Consider the following 22,231-nt stretch of genomic DNA (forward strand, 5'->3'; position numbering starts at 1 on the left):
CTGACCTGGCAGCGAGGCGTCGGGGGCCACGCCGTCAAGAGGGCGGGTCGGCCATGCGGTATTCGCGGAGCAGCAGGCGGGCGGTAGCGGCGTTCACCAGTGGTGCGCTGGCGTTGCTCGGACTCGTCGTGGTCAGTCCACCGGCGGTGGCTCAGGCCCCGGACGTGCAGAAGATCCTCGCGGGGATCAGCGCGTTCGGTGACTTCTCGAAACAGCTCGCGAGCGTCGGCAAACTGGGGGAGGCGCTGCCGCTGCTGGGCGTCAGTCCTGGCGCGGCGCTCGGGTTCGGCGATCTCGTCGCCAAGACCGTGCACGACCCGTTGAAGGACAAGCAGAACTTCCCCGACCTCGCGGGCACCTACCAGCTCGGCGACAGCCGGCCGGGCACGCTGACCGTGCAGACGAGCGACACCAACGGCATCAAGCGCGTCGACGCCACGCTGCACGTCACGACGGTCGCGGACAAGCAGCCGATCAGCGTCGCCGATCCGTCGGTCAGCTTCACGACGTCTGGTGCCGTGGACGTGACGTTCACGCTCGACGCCAGGTTCCACTTCGCCTACCAGGAGTCCACCGGCTCGTTCTGGCTGGTCAAGGACGGCGACTCGCCGAAGTTCACCGTGGGCGCCAAGGGCGGGCTCGACCCCGACGCCGTGCCGACCGCCGGCTTCGGCATCCTCGGCGTCGACCTCGACAAGGGCGCGTCGCACGTCACGGTCGAAGCGAACCTCACCGCGTCCGCCGACGACCCCAACGGCGACGGCAGGCTCACCGAGATCAGCGAGCCCGGTGCCGCCGCGGGCCTGTTCCACATCGGCCTGGGCAACCCGGCCGGCAAGGTGGACGCCAGTCTCAAGTTCACGTCGCAGCAGCTCGCCGGAGCGAACGTCGGCGGGCTCACCGGCACGATCGGCGTGCAGTGGCCGGACATCGCGAGCGGCACGCCGTCGATCAGCGTCAGCGGCCCTGACCTGGCCCAGCTCACCAGGTTCACCACGCTCAGCCCGCGTGACCTGCTCGAGGGCCTGAGCCACCTGGTCAACTCGATCGACGCCGTGCAGCGCGCCCAGTGGGGCTCGACGGCCGACCCGGTCGGCAACGTGAACCTGCCGTTCATGCGCGGCACGGTCGCCGACGCGGTCAAGGCGGGCAGCGCGCTCGCGAAGTTCGTCGACGACAACGTGTTCAAGCCGGAGGAGGACCCGGCGAAGGCCGGGCTGCCGAAGTTCAGCTCGGTGCAGGAGCTCTTCACCAAGCTCAACACCGGCCCGATCGCCGTGTCGGGCGTGAACTACCGCGACGACGTGAAGAAGCTCGAGTTCACGTTGACCATGAAGCAGGACGCTCCGCAGAACGGCGCGCCGCTGGACGTCGTGGCCGAACTGACGTCAGGGCAGGGCGACGACGTCACCTACACCGACACGACCCTCAAGCACGTCAACAAGACCAAGCCGTGGGCGGTCGACGCGTTCAAGGGGCGCATTGTGTCCGCCGGCACCTCACAGGGTGTGGTGAAGAGCAACACCGCTGACGAGATCACGCTCGAAGAAGGCTGGCAGGGCGGGAAGCCGGTCGACCACGCGCCGTACAAGGTGAACGCGCCGGACCCGATGACCGGCCAGGTCACGTTCGGCGACATCTTCGCGAGCAAGGGCCTCAAGGGCGCCAACGCGTTGAACGCCACCGCGACCGTGAAGCCCTCCTACGAGGCCAAGGCCACGCTGGTGCTGGACCTGCGCGACCCGATCAAGGGTGACGCGTGCAAGCCGCTCGACCCCGACGCCGCGGCCACCGGCTGCCCGTTCGCGGACAAGAACCCCGACGGCACCACGACCCTGGTGTCCAGCCTGCCGCGCACGCCGGACCGGTTCCTGCTGCGCACCGGCGGCAAGTTGCTCGGGGCCAGCGCCGCGATCGACACGAACGTCGACGTCAACGGCAGCGTCGGCTACCTCAAGGTGCACATGTCCGGCGATCTGCACATGTCCACGAAGGACGGCTCGACCGACATGCTGTCGATCAGCCTGAAGAAGCTCGGTGACGCGGACGGCGACCTGCCGTTGTCGCAGATCTTCGCGAAGGTCGTCGACAACCCGGACACCCCCGCGCTCGAACCGGAGAACCTGCTCACGGTCGCGGTCGGCGCGAAGGCCACCGCGACGGTGAAGCTCGACGTGCCCGGCATCCAGGACTTCTTCGGCGGCCCGGTGCAGGTCGGCGTCACCATGCCCGACATCACCGATCCGGCGAACGTCCAGTTCACCGGCCTCGACGCGCTCGACAAGGCCAAGGCGTTCGACTTCGACCCGAACAACCCGCGCGCCATGTTCGGCCAGATCATCAAGGCGCTGCAGGTGCTCAACGGCTCGTTGCAGGCCGTCGAGGGTGACGGCAAGGTCAAGAACGCGCTGACCACGCCGTTGCCGGTCGTCGGCAAGTCGTTGTCCGAACTGCTCGGCAGCGCGGACACCGGAACGGGCAAGTACGGCAACACCACGTTCAACGGCAAGAACGTCGGCTTCCTGCGGGACGACAGCAGGACCGGGGACAAGGCGTTCGGCGCGGACCTCCACGGCCGGGCCGTGCTGGTCGGCACGCAGGTCGCCGTGGTCCTGGCCGCGGACCCGCAGAACAACCGCGTGCTGCTGGCCGAACCGTGGGGTCAGGTGCCTGGTGACGGCACGGCGTACGCGTTCCGCAGCCCGCTGGAGGACGCGGTCGACAGGCTGACCGCCGCGCCACCGGACTACCTGCAGGACCTCGTGACGCAGCTCAACGCCGCGCTGCCAGCGGGCAGCGGCATCTCGTTCGCCTACCAGGTCGTCGACTCCAAGCCGTCGATCGTCCTGAAGATCGACGTGAAGCGGAAGGTCGCGACCTCGCAGCCGGTGCGGTTCTCGTTCACCGACGACAAGGGCACCGCGCGCTCACTCGTGGGCGCCGAGGGAGAGGCCACCGCGAACCTCGCGCTGACCGGCTCCACCAAGATCGGCTTCGTGCTGCCGCTGGAAGCCGGTGACGGACCGGCGAACGCCGGCGGTCTCAAGGTCCTGCCGGACTCCACTGTGGACATCACCGCGCACGGCGGCATCACCGGTGTGGTGAAGTCGTCCGTCGGGCCGCTGTCCATCGCTCTGGGCAACCCGAAGGGCACCGAGAAGGCCGTCGCGAACGCGCACTACAACGCACACCTCGGCTATTCCGGGCAGAACCCGGTGTCGTTGAGCGACTTCGTCAAGGGCGTGTCGCTGACGCTGAACGGCGACAACCAGCCCGTGACGTGTCAGGGCGACCCGGCGCAGGGCACCGACCTCGCGCTGTGCGCGGTGATGCCGGTGTTCGTCAGCTCCGACAACGTCACCTGGACCAAGCTGTCCAGCCCCGGTGACTCGTTCGTCGTGCGGTTGCCACGTCAGGTCAGCGATCTGGACCAGGCGTTCTCGTTCAGCCCGGACCTGCCGGGTGGCGTGAAGCGGTTCGAGATGCCGACCGACATCGGGCAGAAGATCCTCGACGCGCTGCTGGACTTCTCCCAGTTCGGCGACGGTGTCGAGAAGTACCTGGCGATGATCGAACGCGCGCTGCGCACGGCCGCGTTCGACGGCAAGCTGCCGCTCGTCGGCGACGACGTCCAGCAGGGAGCCGACAAGTTCGGCCAGCTGCGGGCGAAGATCCAGGAGGCGATGACCAAGCTGCCGGGCGGCGGCCGGGTGAACAACACCGGCGAGCTCTCGACATGGGTCAACGACCACCTCAAGCCCGCGGTCGGCAGTGCTGTCACGGTCGGCTTCACCTGTGACGCCACGTTGCAGCCCGCGACCAATGCGAAGGCCACGGCCCAGGGCACGACCGGGTCGAAGAAGTACGTCTACGGCGTCGTCGCGACGGCGCAGGGCAAGGACGCGCCGCCGTCGGTCGCCGAGGTCACCAACGGCGCGGATCCGTTGACCAACGACAACTTCAACCGCATCACGTGGACGAAGTCGCAGTACGCCACCGGCTACAAGATCATCCGCAAGACCGACCCGAACGCGAACAACTGGGTCGTGATCAAGGGTGACGTGGCCGGTGACCAGGTTCAGTTCGACGACAAGAACCTGCCGGGCGGCGCGGCGTACGTGCCGGCCACGTCGAACCCGAAGCTGACGGACTGCCCGGCGGCGGCGTCGCTGGCGGACATCACCGGCGCCACGTTCACGTTCGACGTGTGCGACGGCGACGTGTTCGGCAACGACTGCGACAAGGAGACGCTGACGCCGGAAAGCCCGCTCGACATCGGCATTCCGGGTCTGTCCCTGAAGGCCGCAGAGGGTGCGCCGAACATGAAGGCCGCGCTGGCCTACCACCTGCACGTCAAGGTGGGCGTCGACAAGAGCAGCGGTTTCTTCGTGGCCACGAAGGACGGTCCGAACCCGGAGCTCGGCGTCAAGCTGAGCTTCACGCTGCCCGACGGGATGAAGGCACGTCTGGCTTTCCTCGACGTGGACCTGAAGCAGCACGCGGGCGGTGCGACGGATCTCTTCGCCGGCACGTTCGTCGTCGACCTGCACAAGAAGGGGCAGGCGGCCTGCTTCGAGAACTGCGGCGCGGCCAACGACGACCGCATCACGCTGGCGGACCTCGCCGACATCGGCCAGGTCACCAGCGTCTCGCTGAAGGCCAAGGTCGGCATCGACTGGGACTTCGACGTCAGCGCCGGTCCGCTGCCCGGCATCAACGGCTGGTTCCACCTGAAGTGGGAGTGGAACGCGTTCGGCGGCAAGCCCGGTGACGGCACGCCGGAGATCGCGTTCAACAACGTCCAGCTCAACGCAGGCAAGTTCCTCGGAGCGGTGCTCAAGCCGATCGTCGAGAAGATCGCGCTGTTCACCAAGCCGATCCAGCCGATCATCGACCAGCTCTACGCGCCGATCCCGGTGCTGTCGGATCTTTCGCGGGCAGTGGGTGGCGGTGACGTCAACCTGGTCACCATCGCCAAGGAGTTCTCGACCATCGCCGGTGGACCGGACCTGGAGTTCGTGGACAAGGTCCTGCGGGCCATCCAGCTGATCGGCAAGATCACCCAGAACGGCGGGGCGATCGACATCGGCAGCTTCTCCGTCCTGGGAGACAAGGCGAAGACGACGACGAACTCGCCGGACAACGCCGCGTCGCTGATCGACCCGAACAAGATCAACCTCGCACCGGGCGACCTGGCGTCGAAGATCGACGCGTCGGCCGGTGGGGCGAAGATCGTGTCCGACGGCGAGGAGGGCAACAAGGCCGGCTTCACGTTCCCGATCCTCAAGAACCCGGCCCAGCTCTTCGGCCTGATCATGGGCCAGGACGTGGACCTGATCCGGTTCGACTCGGGACCGCTGCGCCTCGGCTTCTCCTACAGCCAGTCGTTCGGCCCGGTGTACGCCCCGCCGCCGGTGCTGGTGACGATCTCCGGCAGCGCGTCGGTCGAGGCGCGGTTCCGGGCGGGCTTCGACACGTTCGGCATCCGCAAGGCTGCCGAATCGAATTTGGCGGAGTCGGGCAAGGCCGCGTCCATCCTGGACTCGATCTACCTGGTGACGCAGGACGACTCCGGCAAGCCGCTGCCCGTCGTGACGTTCCGCGGTGAACTGGCCGCGGGCGCGGCGGTGAGCGTGGTGCTGATCGAGGTCGGCATCAAGGGCGGTGTCGCGCTGACGATCAACCTCACCTGGGCGGACCCGAACAACGACGGCAAGTTCCGGTTCTTCGAGTTCTCCAAGGTGGCGCTGAACAACCCGATGTGTCTGTTCAACATGGACGGACGCCTGAGCCTGTTCCTGAAGGTGTACATCACGCTCGGGTTCTCGATCTTCAGCGTCTCGTTCGACTTCACGCTGGCCGACATCACTTTGCTCGACTTCTCCGTGAAACCGAACTGCAAACCGGAACCGCCGACTCTCGGACACGTGGCCCCGGACGGCACGACGCTGATCCTGCACGTGGGCCAGGAGACGTTCAGCCGCGGCGACTCCGCGTGGGAGGTCCAGAACAACGAGGAGAAGTGGACCGTCACGCAGCTGGTCAAGGACGGCGGCGGATTCGACGGGTTCGCGGTGAACGCTCTCGGCTTCCGCCAGGAGTTCCGCGACCCGAAGCTGACCAAGGTGTTCGGCAACGCCACCGGCGACACCGGGAAGCGGATCTTCGTCTTCCAGGGTGACGGCGACAAGAGCGGTGCCGTCAACGACGCCAAGGCCGAGGCCAAGCCGTTCGACAAGGACGTCGAGGTCACCGGTGGCACGGGTGACGACTCGATCAAGACCGGCATCGGCAGGTCGGTCGTGAACGGCGGTCCTGGCAAGGACCAGATCACGACCGGTGACCTCGCGGCCGCGTTCGGCGGCAAGGGCAACGCCACGGTCGACGGTGGCGACGGCGACGACACGATCACCGTTGGTGGCGCGGACGACGTGGTGAGCGGTGGTTCCGGCAAGGACCGGATCGCGGCCGGGCTCGGCAAGAACCGGATCGACGGTGGCGCTGACGACGACAACATCGGCATCGCCTCGGACAGCCCGCTCGCGGTCAGCAACCCCGGCAAGCCGGAGTACGTCGCGCAGGCCAACGTGATCATCGGCGGGACCGGCAGCGACCGGATCTCCGGTGGTTCCGGCAACGACACGATCTACACCGGCACCGAGGTCGCGACCGGTGTCGACGATCCCGGTCCAGCGGACAAGGGCTTCAACGGTGACAACTTGAAGGACGCGATCAACGTCGTGGACACCGGCACGGGTACGGACACCGTGTACGGCAGCCAGGGCGTGGACCTCGTGACCGGTCACTCGTTGAAGGAGCAGGTGGACGACATCCGCGGCGGCGGCAACAACGACGTGCTGACGGGTGGCTACGGCAAGGACAAGGTGTACGGCGGCCCGCAGGACGACTACGTGATCGCGGAACCGTCCGACGTGGGCGAGGTGACCGGTTCCGGAGTGTTCGGCCCGGTGCGCGCCGTCAAGCACCGCGTGTTGCCGGCCGGTGTCACGCCGTCGTCGAAGCTGCTGGTCGGCGGTTCGCACAACGACCACGTCATCGGTGGTGACGGCGGCGCGGACGTCTTCGGTGACAAGCACGCCAATCCGTGCACGCCGCCGAGCGACGACCCGGTGTCGATGCCGCCGGCCGAGCCGCAGGACGGTGACGACGGCCGCGACCTGATCACCGGTGGCACCGGCGTCGAGATCGTGGCCGCCGGTGGCGCGGCGGACAACGTGGACGCCAGGTCCGCCAAGGACCGGCTGTGCGGTCAGCTCGGTGATGACGTGTTGGCCGGTGGCAACGACGACGACACCATCTACGGCGGTGGCGGCAAGGACGTCGCATACGGCGACGCGGGTGTCGACAACGTCTACGGCAACAACGACGACGACACGTTGTACGGCGGGGCACAGGACGACGTCATCGAGGGCAACAACGGCGTGGACCGCGCGTTCGGTGGCGCGGGCAACGACCGTGTCATCGGTGGCACGCGCAAGGCCGGCGAACCCGACGTAGGCGACTTCCTCTACGGCGACTCGGGCAACGACATCGTCATTGGTGACAACGGCGTGGACGGACCGTTCGACCTCGACGGCGCGAACGCCGGCGCTGGTGGTGCGGACTTCGTCTTCGGTGGCGAGGACGAGGACCGGGCGTTCGGCGGACTCGCGCACGACGAGGTGTCCGGTGGCCCGAAGGACGACTACCTGGAGGGCAACAACGCCGACGACGTCGTGCACGGTGACGGTGGCGAGGACCGGATCGTCGGTGGCAGCTCCGAGGTGGCGTCCGGTGCCGGTCGTCCGGACGCGGGCGACAGCCTGTTCGGCGACTCGGGTCCCGACCTGATCGCCGGCGACAACGCGGTGCTGTCCCTTGTGGACGGAGCGCAGGCCACGCCGGTCACGCTCGGACGTGGCTTCGCCAAGGCGCACAAGGCCGAGCTGCTCGACCTCGGATACGCGCCCGCCGCGGGCACGTCCGGTGGCGACAAGATCAGCGGTGGCGACGACGCCGACGTGATCTACGGTCAGGGCGACGAGGACACCATCACCGGTGACGGCTCGGACGACTACGCCGAGGGTGGCCCGGCCCGCGACAAGATCGACGGCAACGGCGGCCAGGACGACCTCGTGGGCGGCAGCTCGACCGAGGACAGCCCTGGTGTGGGCCAGCCTGACACCGGTGACGTCATCCACGGCAACGGTGACCAGGACGTCGTGCTCGGTGACAACGGCGCGCTGGTGCGCGGCGGGGCACCGCACCGGGTCGTGCAGGAACGCGGCCTGACCGCACGGGCGATCTCCCTGTACGACCTCGGCCTCACCCCGCACGCCGGCTCGTCCGGCCCGGACGAGGTCGACGGCGACGACGCCAACGACGTGATCATCGGCCAGGCCGGTCCCGACCGGTTGAAGGGCAACGGTTCCGACGACTACGTCGAGGGTTCGCAGGGAGTGGACTGGGTCGAGGGCAACGACGGCGACGACGACCTCGTCGGCGGCAACAGCACCTCGTTGTCCGGCGCCGGTGACACGACCGCCGGCCAGCTCGACGCCGACGACGCCGTGTTCGGCGGCCCAGGCAACGACGTGGCCATCGGTGACAACGGCGTCGTGCTGCGCCCGGCACAGGGGGAGACCCCGACGCGTGCCACGATCCGCCTCGCTCCTTCCGGCGGAAACCCCGTGGCACCACGGCTCGTGCAGCGCTACGACCTGCAGGCGGGCCCGGCCGGCCGCTTCGGTGACGACCGGATGTCCGGTGGTTCCGGGGTGGACGTGCTGTGGGGCCAGGACGGCGGGGACTTCCTCGCCGGCGACGGCAACCCCGACTACCTCGAGGGCAACGGCGGCGGCGACGTGCTGCGCGGTGACCGCGGGCTCGGCTCCCCGTCGTCCGAGACGACGGTCGTGCCACTCGCGGATCCCGGCTGGCCCGGTTCGCCGAGCGGTCCTGCCCAGCTGGTCGGCGACGCGCCGGACGGTCAGGACGACATGATCGGCGGCAGCACCATCCAGGGCTTCCGCGACGGTGGCGACGCGTTCGAGGGCAACGGCGAGGACGACGTCCAACTCGGCGACAACGGTTCTCTGAAGCGCACGCTCCAGGGCCAGCCGGGTTCGATGTCCGAGCAGGTCTACGTCGAGCGCTACAAGTCCGGTGCCGTGCCGTCCAATGCCACCGTGTCGCGGGTTGCCGACATCGGTCCGTCGACCCGGTTCTGCACCACGGCGCAGGCCACGTGTGAGGTTCTCGGTGCTTTCGGCAACGACACCATGTTCGGTGACGACGGCAACGACGGCATGTGGGGCCAGGACGGCAACGACACCATGCACGGCCAGAACGGCGATGACGACATGTACGGCGAACTCGGCGACGACGTGATGTTCGGTGGCGACGGCGAGGACGCGATGCTCGGTGACCGCGGTGGCGTGGTCAACGAGTACATGAACGCCAACGACGTCGCGGCTCGTAGCTTCAGCGTGAACCTGAGCTCAGTGCCGCAGGAGTCGTACACGGGCTTCCGTGCCGACACCTACGACCGCAGGGCGGACCTGCTGCACGACGTCAACGGCGACCAGTTCGTCGGTGGCGCGACCGCACCGGCCATGCCGCACAACGGCATCGCAGAGGGCGGCGACGACCGCATGCGCGGCGGCCAGGGCAACGACAACATCCACGCCGGCTTCGGCGACGACCTGGTCAACGCCGACAGCGGCGGCGACCAGACGTTCGGCGGCGACGGCGCGGACGTGCTGTGGGGTGGCAAGGGCTGCGACCAGGTGGTCAACGCCCAGACCCCGGACTGCCGGACGAACGGCACGTTCGACGCCTCCTCGCGCGGCACGAACGACAGGTTCCTCGACCACACCTTCGGTGGCGTCGGCGGTACTTCCCAGGCGTCCCAGCAGGGCGCTCTGGGGTCGGACGTGCTCGACTTCAACCCGCGCGGCGCCTACCCCGGCAACTGCGCGCCGGGCCGGTGGCCGGTGACCTTGGGCGACGGCGCGATCGACCCGTGCCTGTGGTTCGAGATGACCGAGAAGACCAACGACAACCCCGCCGTTCCGGCGACGCTGGCCGACAACCAGCACCACGACGGCACGGACTGGATCTACGGCGGCTGGGACCGCGACGTGCTCCAGGCCGACCGCGCGCAGAACGGCCCGAACCCCGGTGACCGCCTGATCGACTGGGCCGGTGCGTACAACCTCTACACGCACTGTCCTGCGTCGTACGGCGGCTACAACGACATCCGTCAGCGCAGCCCTGGGATGGAGACGTTCCTGCAGAAGCTGGCGTGGGGTTCCGGCGCGGGTCAGACGGCAGGTGACGTGACCACGAGCGGCACCTCGGCGTTCCGCGAGCTGGCGCTGGTGTACCCGGCGGACAACAACGCCCACGGGATCGGTCCCGCCTATCCCACGACACCGGGCCACTTCGACTCACCGGTGTCCTGCACGGACTGAAACAGACCGCCCGGAGTCGCTGTGGCGACTCCGGGCGTTTCGGCGACCTACAGCCAGGAGGTCCACGATGAACGACACCAGGCTGGTCGTGGTCACCGGCGCGACCGGGCGGCAGGGCGGTGCGGTCGCACGGCACCTGCTCGCGGCCGGCTGGCGGGTGCGGGCGCTGACCAGGGACCCCTCGTCACCTGCGTCCGGCCGGCTCGCCTCGGCGGGCGCCGAGGTGGTGCGCGCGGACATGGCCTCCCCGGACTCGTTGCGGCCGGCCTTCGCGGGCGCGCACGGGGTGTTCAGCGTCCAGAACCCGATGATCAGCGGCCTGGACGAGGAGGTCCGGCAGGGACGCGCGGTCGGTGACGCTGCGGCCTCGGCGGGCGTGCGGCACGTCGTGTACGCCTCGGCAGGCCCGGGAATACCGGAAACCGGCGTGCGGCAGTGGGACAACAAGCTGGTGGTGCGGGCACACCTGGAGTCGCTCGGCCTGCCGTTGACCGTCCTGCGGCCGATGGCGTTCATGGAACTGATGACGGACAAGGACTTCTACCCGCCGGTGTCGATGTGGCACCTGATGCCGAAGCTGATCGGCGACGACCGGCCGCTGCCCTGGTTGTGCGCTGATGACGTCGGTGCCGTGGCGGCGAGGGTGTTCGCCGATCCGAACAAGTTCGCGGGAGTGGAACTCCCGCTCGGCGCGGACGTCCGGACCATCGGCGAGTGCCGTGAGCTGTGGCGGGAGGTGTCCGGGCGCCCACCACGCGGCTTCCCGATGCCGCTGTGGCTGTTCCACAGGTTCGTCGGCGACGACCTGACCAGGATGTGGCGCTGGCTGCGGACGCACCCCGTGGCGTTCGACCTCGCCGAGACCAGGGCGATCGCGCCGTCCGCGCGGACCGTTCGCGAGTGGCTGGTGCAGCGAACCTACTCGTAGTAAGTTCGGGCGCATGACCCCGGACGCCTCCGCGCACATCGACGTCGCTGCCACCCCGCAGCGGGTGTTCGACCTGGTCAGCAGTCTGCGCGGGCTCGGGGAGTGCGCCGAGGAGTACTCGGGCGGCAAGTGGCTGGGCGCCTCCGGTCCGTTCGTGGGGGCGAGGTTCCGCGGCATCAACAAGCGCGGCTGGCGGATGTGGCCGACGACCTCCACCGTGACCGACTGCTCGGTCGGGCGGTTCGCGTTCGAGGTGAAGTCGCTCGGGCTCGCGGTGTCGCGGTGGCAGTACGACATCGAGGAGACGGCGGACGGCTGCCGTGTCACGGAGTCCACCTGGGATCGCCGGCCCGGCTGGTACGTGCCGCTCACGGTGCTGGCGACCGGGGTGAAAGATCGCGCTGTGACCAACCAGCGCAACATCGAGGCCACGTTGCGGCGGCTGAAGCACGCCGCCGAGTCCGTCTGACAATCGGACAGAATCACTCACTTTTAAACACACCGCCACACTCCGACTGGGCGGTGTGATGCGGCTGTGAGCTGCAAACATCGGAGGACCGTAACTAGAACCGGTCCGCGCTGACCGTTGTAAACGCTCTCATTGCCGTGGCAACCTGCCCAAACGACGGTTGACACCCTCGTAACGCCAGCGTTCAATCCCCGTCAAATATCCTATAGGATCAGAGATCCGAGGAGTTGGCGTGGCAAAGGTCCTACGTGCCGAGGCGTTCCAGGTCGACGTTCCGGTCGAGACGCTGCGCACCGACGCGGTCCAGCAGTTCGTCAAGCAGGAGACGGTCTTCGTCGAGATCACGACCGACGACGGGCTCACCGGACTCGGTTACGCCTACACGATCGGCACGGGCGGCAGCTCGGTCCTCGCTCTCCTGAAGGACCACCTGCTCCCGCGGATCGTGGACGCCGACGCACGCCGGATCGAGCAGATCTGGCAGGACCTGTTCGCCGGCACGCGGAGCACCACCGTCGGTGCGATCACCTCGCTCGCACTGGCCGCCGTCGACACCGCGCTGTGGGACCTGCACTGCCTGCGCGCCGGGGAACCGTTGTGGCGCATGGCCGGCGGCTTCCGGCAGGAGGTGCCGCTGTACGACACCGAGGGCGGCTGGCTGCACCTGTCCACCGAGGAGCTGGCCAAGGGCGCGAAGGAAACCGCGGACCAGGGCTGGCAGGGCATCAAGATGAAGGTCGGCAAGCCCGATCTCACCGAGGACGTCGAACGCGTCGAGGCCGTCCGTGCGGCGGTCGGCGAGCGGTTCGCGATCATGGTCGACGCCAACCAGTCCATGACGGCGGCCGAGGCGATCCGGCGCGCGGACGCCTTCCGGAACGTCAACCTCACCTGGCTGGAGGAACCGCTGCCCGCCGACGACGTGAGCGGGCACGAAAGGCTCGCCAGGGCCACGAGCATCCCGATCGCGGTGGGGGAGTCGCTGTACTCGGTGGCGCAGTTCCGCGAGTACCTCGAACGCGGTGCCGCCTCGATCATCCAGGTCGACGCGGCACGGATCGGTGGCATCACGCCGTTCCTCAAGGTCGCGCACGTCGCGGAGGCGTTCAACGCCGACGTCTGCCCGCACTTCCTGATGGAGCTGCACGTCAGCCTCGCGGCCGCGCTGCCCAACGGGAAGTTCGTCGAGCACATCCCGCAGCTGCGCGCCATCACCAGGAGCGAGCTGACCGTCCACAACGGACACGCGCTCGCGCCGGACACACCGGGTCTCGGCATCGACTGGGACCGCGACGCGATGGACGACCTCAGGGTCGCCTGAACCAACGAGTCGCCTGAATCACCGGGTCGCCTGAAACACCGCTGGAAATCACAAAGGAGTGGTCTTGAGAGCGTTAGGTGTCGTTGCCGGCCTGCTCGCGTCGCTGATCGCGGTTCCCGCAGCAGCCCAGGCACCGGAAGCACAGCAGCAGACCGCCGCGCCGGCGGCCAAGCCGTACATGGGCTGGAGCAGCTGGACCCTGCAGGCGACCAACTACCCCGGGGTGAACCCGGACGGTCCTGCCAGCTGGCTCAACGAGAAGAACGTCGTGGCGCAGGCGGATGTGCTCGCGGTGAGGTTCAAGAAGCACGGCTACAACCACATCAACGTGGACGCCGGCTGGCTCAGCTCGTTCGACGAGTACGGACGCCCGGTCGCGGACGCCAAGAAGTTCCCGCACGGCATGAAGTGGCTCGGCGACTACGTGCACGGCAAGGGTCTCAAGTACGGCTCGTACCTCGCGGTCGGCCTGGACCTCAAGGCGTACAACGACGGCAAGACGCCGATCTACAACGCGCCCGGCTGCACCACCAAGGACATCGTCTACCCGGACCTGCGCAAGACCAACGGGTGGGACATGGCCTACAAGATGAACTTCGACAACCCGTGCTCGCAGAAGTACATCGACTCCATCGCCCAGGTCATCGCGGGTTACGGCGTCGACTTCCTGAAGCTCGACGGCGTCGGCCCCGGCAGCTTCAAGGGCGGCGAGAACTACGACAACACGAGCGACGTCAAGGCGTGGAACGCCGCGCTCAAGAGCACCGGGCGGCCGATCGAGTTCCTCATCTCGTGGGCGCTGAGCCACCGCCAGGCCGACGTGTGGAAGGCCAACACCAACGGCTGGCGCGTCGACACCGACGTCGAGTGCTACTGCGACACGCTCGTCACCTGGAACCAGTCGGTGAAGCAGCGGTGGAACGACGTCGTGCAGTGGATCGACGACGCGGGCCCCGGCCACTGGAACAACCTCGACAGCCTCGCGGTCGGCAACGGCCAGATGGACGGCCTCACCGAGGCCGAGCGGCAGAGCTACCTGACGCTGTGGTCGATCTCGTCCTCGCCGCTGTACATCGGCGACGACCTCACCAAGATCGACGACTACGGCTACCAGCTGCTGACCAACGACGAGGTCATCGCGATCAACCAGGCCGGCGTCCCGTCCCGGCCGGTCGACCAGTTCTCCGACCAGCAGGTCTGGTACGCCCGCAACCGCGACGGCAGCTACACCGTGGCGCTGTTCAACCTGGGTTCGAAGCCCACGAAGGTGACGGCCGACTTCGCGCAGCTCGGCATCGGCGACAAGGTGAAGGTCCGCGACGTGTGGGCCAGGCGCGATCTCGGCCAGAAGTCCGGCGGCATCACCGAGGAACTCCCGGTGCACGGCTCGAAGCTGTACAAGATCACGCCGCGTTCCTCGACCGCGCCGGGCGTGGTGCAGGGCACCGCGGCCACGCCGACCAGCGTCTCGCTGAAGTGGCAGGGCAAGACCGGCGTTCGCTACGACGTCTACGCGGGCAACAAGAAGGTCGCCACGACCACCGACACCAAGGCGACCGTCACCGGCCTCACGCCGTCGACGGAGTACTCGTTCACCGTCGTGCAGAACGGCAACCGCTCGCAGGCGGTCACCTACGTGACACCCAAGGACTCCGTGACCTACGAGGCGGAGAAGGGCAGCGTCGCCGGCGGCGCGACCGTCTACGGGTGCGCGTGCTCGGGCGGCAACAAGGTCGGCTACATCGGCGGCAGCGGTGTGCTCACCATGCCGGCGGTCACCGTGCCGCGGGAGGGCAACTACCTCGTCGAACTGTCCTATGTGGCCGCTGACGCCAGCAGGACCGGCATCGTCACGGTGAACGGCACCAGCTTCAAGCTGCCCGTCGCCGGCTCGAACGACAACGACTGGAACACGCCCCAGAAGGTCACCGTCCCGATCTACCTGATGAAGGGCAACAACACCATCAGGATCGGCAACCCGGACGACTCCGTGTTCGACGTCGACAGCATCCGCATCTAACCCCCTGAACAGGAGGCGTCGTGGTGACAACCGCGCAGGACTCAAGCGCCCAGGTCGTGCGTGGACCTGCCACCACGGCGCCTCCGCCCACACCCCGGCGACGCAAAGGCCCCGCCTCGCGCCGCCACGACACGTGGGTCGCGTGGCTGCTCGTCGCCCCCGCGATCCTCGGGTTCGGCGTGTTCTTCGCCTACCCGATGCTGCGCGGCGTCTACCTGAGCTTCACCGAGTTCCACATCCTCAGCCCACCCGTTTGGACGGGGCTGGAGAACATCCAGCAGCTGATCAACGACGGCAGGTTCTGGCACTCGCTCGGCGTCACCGCCTACTTCGTGGTGCTGACCGTGATCCTCGGTGTCGGCATCTCGCTGATCACCGCTGTCGTGTTGCACCGCCTGGGGGTCAACACGACGGTGCGCGGGCTGATGATCCTGCCGTTCCTCATCTCCGGCGTCGTCACGGCGCTGGTGTGGACGTGGATGCTCGACCCGCAGCTCGGCATCGTGAACCAGCTGATCACCTGGGTCACCGGCGAGCCGGTCATGTTCTTCGGTTCCGACGCGTGGGCGGTGCCGACGCTGGCCGCGTTGAACGTGTGGAAGTCCATGGGCTACAACGCGGTTCTCATCTTCGCGGGCCTGCAGACGATCCCCGCGTCGATCTACGAGGCCGGCCGGATCGACGGCGCGTCGGAGTGGCAGATGTTCCGCTCGCTCACGTTGCCGTTGCTGCGGCCGATCCTGGTGATGGTCGTGATCCTGAACGTGATCAGCGCGACCCAGGTCTTCGACATCGTCCAGGTCAGCACCAAGGGCGGTCCGGCGGACGCCTCGCTGGTGCTGCAGATGTACATCTACGACAAGGCGTTCGGCCAGTTCGACTTCGGTTACGCCGCCACCATGTCGCTCGCCCTGTTCCTGCTGCTCGTCACGGTGACCTTCACGCAGATGCGGATGGCCCGTGCGGGCGAGTCGGACACGAACTGAGGAGGGCCGCCCGATGAATGTTTCCGGGAACCTCTCGATGAGGCTCGGCAGGGGCGTGGCGTGGGGCTACATCATCGTCGTCCTGCTGATCACGATCTTCCCGTTCTACTGGATCATCCGGACCGCGCTGTCCAACAACTTCGCGATGTCGACCGACCCGTCGTCGTTGCTGCCGGTGCACTTCACGTGGGGTCCGTTCAAGCGCGCTCTCGGCCTCGCCACACCGGCTGAGGCGGCCGCGGAGGGTGGTTCGGGCGCCAAGATCGACCTGGCGCTCGCGTTGTGGAACTCCATTGTGTACGCGGGACTTCTGACGCTTTGCACGGTCGCGTTCTCCGCCTTGGCCGCCTACGCGTTCGCCCGGTTGCAGTGGAAGGGCCGCGACGTCGTGTTCGGCCTGTTGCTGACCGCGCTGATGGTGCCGTCGGTGTTCACGCTGCTGCCGAACTTCGTGCTGATGAAGGACCTGGGGCTGCTCAACACGTTCGGCGGCATGATCCTGCCGGGCGCGTTCTTCTCCGCGTTCAACATCTTCTTCCTGCGGCAGTTCATGTTGGGGCTCTCCAACGAGGTCGAGGAGGCCGCGATCATCGACGGCGCCGGCCCGTTGCGGGTGTGCTTCCGAATAGTGCTGCCGATGAGCGTCGCGCCGATGGCCACCCTGACGCTGCTGACGTTCATCACCACCTGGAACGACTACTTCTGGCCGTTGCTCGTCACCAACGACGAGTCGGTCCGTCCGCTCACCCTCGCGCTCGCGGTGTTCAAGCAGTCCTCACCGCAGGCGTCGCTGGACTGGGCTGGGCTGATGGCGGCGACGCTGGTCGCGGCGCTGCCGATGTTGCTGCTGTTCGTGGTCTTCGGACGGCGGCTGGTCAACTCCATCGGCTTCACGGGGATCAAGTGAGACTGCACTGGCCTGCCGCGGCGCAGGAGTGGACCGAGGCGTTGCCGGTCGGAAACGGACGCCTTGGCGCGATGGTGTTCGGTGGGGCCGGACGGTCCCGCGTGCAGGTCAACGACGCGACCGTGTGGTCAGGTGCCGCGGACGGGCCGGCGAAGGCGCTGGCGGACGTGGTGGCCTCCGGTGCTGGTCTGGAACGGCTCGCGCAGGTGCGCCAGGCGATCTTCGGCGGTGACCTGGAACGGGCGACGCAACTGCTGATGTCGTTCGAGGGCCCGTACAGCCAGACGTTCCTGCCGTACGTGGACCTGTGGATCACGCTCCCGGACGGCGAGTCGCACGGCCGCACGCTGGACCTGAACACCGGTGTGGTCACCGAGCGGCTGACCATCGGCGGCAAGGACGTCGTGCGGCGGGTGTGGACTTCGGAAACCGCGCTGTGCGTGGAGATCACCGGCGCGGTTCCGCTCGACGTGGAGATCACCACACCGCTGCGCGAGGTGTCGCGGAACGGCTTGGACCTCGTGATCGAGATCCCGGTCGACTCGGCGCCAAGGCACGAACCACAGGTCGACGCACCGGTTTATGGCGATGGCGAACGCGGCACAGTCACAGTGCGGCGCAAGTCCGGCGACCGGTGGTTGCTGACGCTCACCAGCTCCACCACCACCGAGAAGTACTGGACCGGTCAGCGCAGGAGCGACCTGCCGTCGTTGATGGATGCCTGCGACGTGCGGTTCGGCGATGTGCCGGACGTCGTGAACGTGCCGGAGCTGTTGCAGGGCAAGGACGAACAGCTGACGGCCTCGGTGCTGTTCGCGTTCGGCCGCTACCTGCTGGCTTCCTCGTCCCGGCCGGGCGCGCCGCCCGCGAACCTCCAGGGCGTCTGGAACGGCGAGCTGCGTCCCGCCTGGTCGTCCAACTACACGATCAACATCAACACCCAGATGAACTACTGGGCGGCCGAGGTCACCGGGCTCGCCGAGTGTCACGAACCGTTGCTGGAGCTGCTGGAGAAGCTCGCGGTGACGGGTGCGGACGTGGCACGGGAGCTGTACGGGGCGCGCGGCTGGGTGGCGCACCACAACACCGATGCCTGGGGCTGGGCGCTCCCGGTCGGCATGGGGCACGGCGCGGTGTCGTGGGCGCTCTGGCAGATGGGCGGCGCCTGGCTGGTCCAGCACGCCTGGGACCACTACGACTTCGCCCGCACCTGGTCCACTTTGGAGCGTGCGTGGCCGCTGCTGCGCGGGTGTGCCGAGTTCCTGCTGGACTGGCTGATCGAAGGACCGGACGGCTACCTCGACACGTGCCCGTCGACGTCACCGGAGAACTGGTTCCTGGTCGACGGCAACCCCCAGGCCCTGACGTGGTCCGTGACCATGGACGTGACGCTGATCCGTGCCGTGTTCGAACGGACGCTGGCGCTGGCGCTGGCATCTGGCCGGACCGACCCGGTGATCGCCGAGATCTCGGCGGCGCTGCCCCGCCTGCGGCCGTTCCCCGTGCTGGACGACGGCCGGCTGGGCGAGTGGGTCTCCGACCTGCCGGAAGAAGACCCGACGCACCGGCACATGTCGCACATGGTGTCCGTCTACCCGCTGGGCCAGATCGTCGCCGGCACGCCTCTCGGTGACGCCGCGGTGGCGACGCTGGACAAGCGCGGCAACGGCGCGATGGGCTGGTCGTGGGCCTGGAAGATGGCGTTGCGGGCCCGGATGGGCGACGGCGACACCGTCCGGTCGTTGTTGTCCGAGGCCTCGCAGGCCTTCACCGGCGATCGGCACCGTGACGCGCCGTTCGACGGCTCGGAGTGGGGCGGTCTGCTGCCGAACCTGTTCAGCACGCACCCGCCGTTCCAGATCGACGGCAACTACGGCTTCACCGCGGCACTTGCGGAAGTCGTGGTGCAGAGCCACACCGGCGTGATCGACATCCTGCCGGCGCTGCCTTCTGGCTGGACGCGTGGTGAGGTTCGTGGGCTGCGCTGCCGCGGCGGGCTCGCGGTGGACGTGTCGTGGGACGCCGGCGACGTCTTCGTGCGGGTGCGGCGGTTGTCCGGCGACGCCGCGGAGGTCGTGCCGGTGAGCGTCAGCGGCGAGGTCACCGAGGTAGTGGTGAGCGACGTCGTCGAGGTGCGGGGGAGGATCTCGTGCTGACGGACCTGGGCCTGGAAGAGCTGTGGGACTACCGCAGTTCGTACATTCGGCCGGACGACTTCGACTCGTTCTGGGACTCGACCCTGGCCGAGGCGCGTGAACTCGACATCAAGGCCGAGGCGGTACCGGTCGAGACGCCGTTGCGGACGCTGGACGTCTACGACGTGACGTTCTCGGGGTTCGGCGGCGACCGGATCCGTGCCTGGCTGAGGACTCCCAAAGGTCAATCCGGACTTCCCGCCGTGGTGCAGTACCACGGGTACGGCGGCAACCGGGGGAGTGCGGTCGAGAACCTGACCTGGGCCAGCGCCGGGTTCGCGCACCTGCAGGTCGAGGTCCGGGACCAGCGCGGTGGTGCCGGGTTCATGACCCGCGGGATCGCCGACCGCTCGACCTACTTCTACCGCAAGGTCTTCACGGACGCCGTGCGCGCGGTCGACGCCGTGCGCGAGCTGGGGTCGTCCGACGTGGCTGTGATCGGCAACAGCCAGGGCGGCGGAATCGCGCTGGCCGTCGCGGGTCTCGTGCCCGGCCTGGCCGCGGTGCACGCGCAGGCGCCGTTCCTGTGCGACTTCCGCAGGGCGTTGAACGTCTGTGGCCGGCCGCCCTACACCGAACTGACGACCTACATCGCCGAGAACCGGCGTTCCGGCATCTTCCCGACACTGTCCTATTTCGACGGTGTGGGGTTCGCCGCTCGAGCAGTCGCCCCCGCCTGGTTCTCGATCGGCCTGATGGACGACATCGTGCCGCCGTCCACCGTGTTCGGCGCCTACCACGCCTATGCGGGACCACGGCACATCGCTGTCTGGGAGCACAGCGCCCACGAGGCGGGCGGCTCCGACGACCTCGACATCGCACTCGACGCCTTCCGATCCCGCCTTTTGGAGTTGCCATGAAAATCGCCGCCGCTGCCCTGGTCGCAGCAACAGCCCTGGTGGTCGCGGGTTGCGGGAGTTCCGACACGGGCTCCGGCAGCAACACCGTGAACTGGTGGACCTGGGACGACAAACAGGCAGTCGCCTACGGCGAGTGCGAGAAGGCGTTCGAGGCCGCGAACCCCGGCACCGACGTGAAGATCACCCGCTACAACGTCGACGACTACTTCACCAAGCTCACCGCCGGTTTCGTGGCCGGTACCGCCCCCGACGCGTTCCAGAACTCCGTGCAGTTCCTCCAGGCCTACGCCTCGCAGCACCAGCTGATGCCGATGGACGATCTCATCGCCAAGTCCTCTTTGGACACGAAGAAGTACTCGGTCGGCTTCGACACCTGGAAGTTCACCGACGGCAAGCAGTACGCGCTGCCGCTCGACTGGGCCGCTGCGGGCATCTACTACAGCAAGGACGCGCTGACCAAGGCCGGCGTCGCGGAAGCCGACGTCGCCAAGATGACCTGGAACCCCGACGACGGCGGCACGTTCGAGAAGATCGCGGCGCGGTTGACGATCGACAAGTTCGGCAGGCGCGGCGACGAGGCCGGCTTCGACAAGAGCGCCATCGCCACCTACGGCGTCGGCGCCATCGCCGGACGCAGCTTCATCGGCGAGACCACGTGGGCCCCGCTGGTCTCGACGCTGGGCTGGAAGATGGGCGACAAGGACCAGTGGCCCACCAAGTTCAACTTCACCGATCCCCGCTTCGTGAAGACGATGAAGTGGGTGACGTCGCTGACCGAGAAGGGCTTCTCCCCGAAGCTCGGCACCTTCACCACCGGAAACCAGTCCACCATCTCCGACATCGACCTGGTCGGCTCCGGCAAGACCGCGATGACCATCGGCGGCTCGTGGTCCGCGCCGTCGTTCGGCAAGATCCCCGGCGTCCCCGTCGGCATCGCGCCCACTCCGCTGGGCCCGGAGGGCAAGCGTTCGGTGCTGTCGAACTCCAACGGCAACAACATCTGGGCCGGCACCAAGAACCCCGACCTGACCTGGAAGTGGGTCAGCTACATGGGCGGCGAGGAGTGCCAGACCAAGGCGGGCGCCACCGGTACGTTCTTCCCGTCGATCCCCGCCGCCATGGACAACACCGTGACGTCCATGAAGAGTCAGGGCGTCGACCTCACCGTGTTCAACCAGTACGTGAAGGACGGCGTCCTGTACCCGTCCAGCGCTTACGCCAACGGCTCGGCGATGCAGTCCGCCGAACAGCCGCTGTTCGAGGCCTACTTCGGGGGACAGCGCTCCGATGACGTGTTCGCCGAGATGGAACGTGTCTCGCAGGAGATACTGGCCAAGAACTGACGGGAGTGACAGGAGTGGTGTTGCGGATACCGACCAGGCGCGTGCTCGCGGATGACGTCTACGAGCAGATCCGCGCGCTGATCATGAGCGACGGCATCGCGCCGGGCGCCCGCGTCAACATCGACGAGATCGCGCGCGAGCTCACGGTGTCCCCCACGCCGGTCCGTGAAGCACTGGCCCGCCTGGAATCCGAGGAACTGGTCAGCAGGCTCCCGTTGCGCGGCTACCGCGTGACGGACCTGCTGAACCGCAAACAGGTCGACGACCTCTACGCGTTGCGTCTGCTGCTGGAGCCGCCGTCCGCGGCTCTGGCGGCGGTCCGCATGACGCCGGAGAACGTCGTGCTGATCGAGGAGGAGCTCGCGACCTGCCCGGCGGCTCCCGCGGATGACGCTTATGACGACTACAAGAACCTCACGGCGCACGATCAGCGGTTGCACGAACTCATCCTGCGAATTGCGGGAAATGAGGCGGTTCTGCAGTCGTTCGCCAAGACGCATTGTCATCTCCACCTGTTCCGGCTGAATTTCCAGCAACCGTTCGGGGTGCAGACCATCACCGAGCACCGGGCGATCGTGGACGCGCTGGTGGCCGGGGACGAGATCGCGGCCAGTGCGGCGATGACCGCGCACCTGGAGGTGGCGCGGGCCCGGCTGCTGGACCGCATGTGAACGTGTCGAACGGCAGTGTCGAACGCCGGGGCCCGTCGGAGTCGAACGCTGTCGAA

11 protein-coding genes are annotated in these 22,231 nt (G+C 67.9%); all 11 read left to right on the forward strand.

The window, feature by feature from the left end; all coding sequences use genetic code 11:
• Positions 1–53: 53 nt before the first annotated feature.
• Positions 54–10,475 (forward strand): calcium-binding protein, encoded by a 10,422-nt coding sequence (locus tag SK803_RS08505; protein WP_319965259.1) that lies wholly within the window; start codon positions 54–56, stop codon positions 10,473–10,475.
• Positions 10,476–10,542: 67 nt separating this feature from the next.
• Positions 10,543–11,403, forward strand: a complete 861-nt coding sequence (locus tag SK803_RS08510) for an NmrA/HSCARG family protein (protein ID WP_319965260.1) — start codon at positions 10,543–10,545, stop codon at positions 11,401–11,403.
• Between the two features lie 13 nt (positions 11,404–11,416).
• Positions 11,417–11,872, forward strand: a complete 456-nt coding sequence (locus SK803_RS08515) for an SRPBCC family protein (RefSeq protein ID WP_319965261.1) — start codon at positions 11,417–11,419, stop codon at positions 11,870–11,872.
• Between the two features lie 232 nt (positions 11,873–12,104).
• On the forward strand, positions 12,105–13,193 hold the full coding sequence (locus tag SK803_RS08520; RefSeq protein ID WP_319965262.1) for a mandelate racemase/muconate lactonizing enzyme family protein: 1,089 nt from the start codon (positions 12,105–12,107) through the stop codon (positions 13,191–13,193).
• A 64-nt stretch (positions 13,194–13,257) separates the two neighbouring features.
• Positions 13,258–15,213: an alpha-galactosidase D gene (locus SK803_RS08525; RefSeq protein ID WP_319965263.1), complete on the forward strand. Its 1,956-nt coding sequence runs from the start codon at positions 13,258–13,260 to the stop codon at positions 15,211–15,213.
• Positions 15,214–15,233: 20 nt separating this feature from the next.
• Entirely contained in the window at positions 15,234–16,199 is a 966-nt protein-coding gene (locus SK803_RS08530; protein ID WP_319965264.1) for a carbohydrate ABC transporter permease, read from the forward strand.
• 13 nt (positions 16,200–16,212) lie between these two features.
• Positions 16,213–17,106, forward strand: coding sequence for a carbohydrate ABC transporter permease (locus SK803_RS08535; RefSeq protein ID WP_319965265.1), 894 nt, complete (start codon positions 16,213–16,215; stop codon positions 17,104–17,106).
• Positions 17,103–19,262, forward strand: coding sequence for a glycosyl hydrolase family 95 catalytic domain-containing protein (locus tag SK803_RS08540; RefSeq protein WP_319965266.1), 2,160 nt, complete (start codon positions 17,103–17,105; stop codon positions 19,260–19,262). Before SK803_RS08535 ends, SK803_RS08540 begins: the two co-directional genes overlap by 4 nt.
• The gene (locus SK803_RS08545) at positions 19,256–20,161 is read left to right on the forward strand and encodes an acetylxylan esterase (RefSeq protein WP_319965267.1); all 906 of its coding nucleotides are present in this window, start codon (positions 19,256–19,258) and stop codon (positions 20,159–20,161) included. Before SK803_RS08540 ends, SK803_RS08545 begins: the two co-directional genes overlap by 7 nt.
• Positions 20,158–21,504 (forward strand): ABC transporter substrate-binding protein, encoded by a 1,347-nt coding sequence (locus tag SK803_RS08550; protein WP_319965268.1) that lies wholly within the window; start codon positions 20,158–20,160, stop codon positions 21,502–21,504. The genes SK803_RS08545 and SK803_RS08550 overlap by 4 nt, the downstream gene beginning before the upstream one ends.
• A 20-nt stretch (positions 21,505–21,524) precedes the next feature.
• Positions 21,525–22,175: a GntR family transcriptional regulator gene (locus tag SK803_RS08555; RefSeq protein ID WP_319965269.1), complete on the forward strand. Its 651-nt coding sequence runs from the start codon at positions 21,525–21,527 to the stop codon at positions 22,173–22,175.
• Positions 22,176–22,231 lie beyond the last annotated feature (56 nt).

Source organism: Lentzea miocenica (assembly GCF_033949945.1).
In the GTDB taxonomy this organism is placed as follows: domain Bacteria; phylum Actinomycetota; class Actinomycetes; order Mycobacteriales; family Pseudonocardiaceae; genus Lentzea; species Lentzea miocenica.

What these genes read in the sequence shown, in the direction of transcription:
- SK803_RS08505 (WP_319965259.1), top strand. Translation starts at nt 54, where the DNA reads ATGCGGTATTCGCGGAGCAGCAGGCGGGCGGTAGCGGCGTTCACCAGT.
- SK803_RS08510 (WP_319965260.1), top strand. Translation starts at nt 10,543, where the DNA reads ATGAACGACACCAGGCTGGTCGTGGTCACCGGCGCGACCGGGCGGCAG.
- SK803_RS08515 (WP_319965261.1), top strand. Translation starts at nt 11,417, where the DNA reads ATGACCCCGGACGCCTCCGCGCACATCGACGTCGCTGCCACCCCGCAG.
- SK803_RS08535 (WP_319965265.1), top strand. Translation starts at nt 16,213, where the DNA reads ATGAATGTTTCCGGGAACCTCTCGATGAGGCTCGGCAGGGGCGTGGCG.
- SK803_RS08550 (WP_319965268.1), top strand. Translation starts at nt 20,158, where the DNA reads ATGAAAATCGCCGCCGCTGCCCTGGTCGCAGCAACAGCCCTGGTGGTC.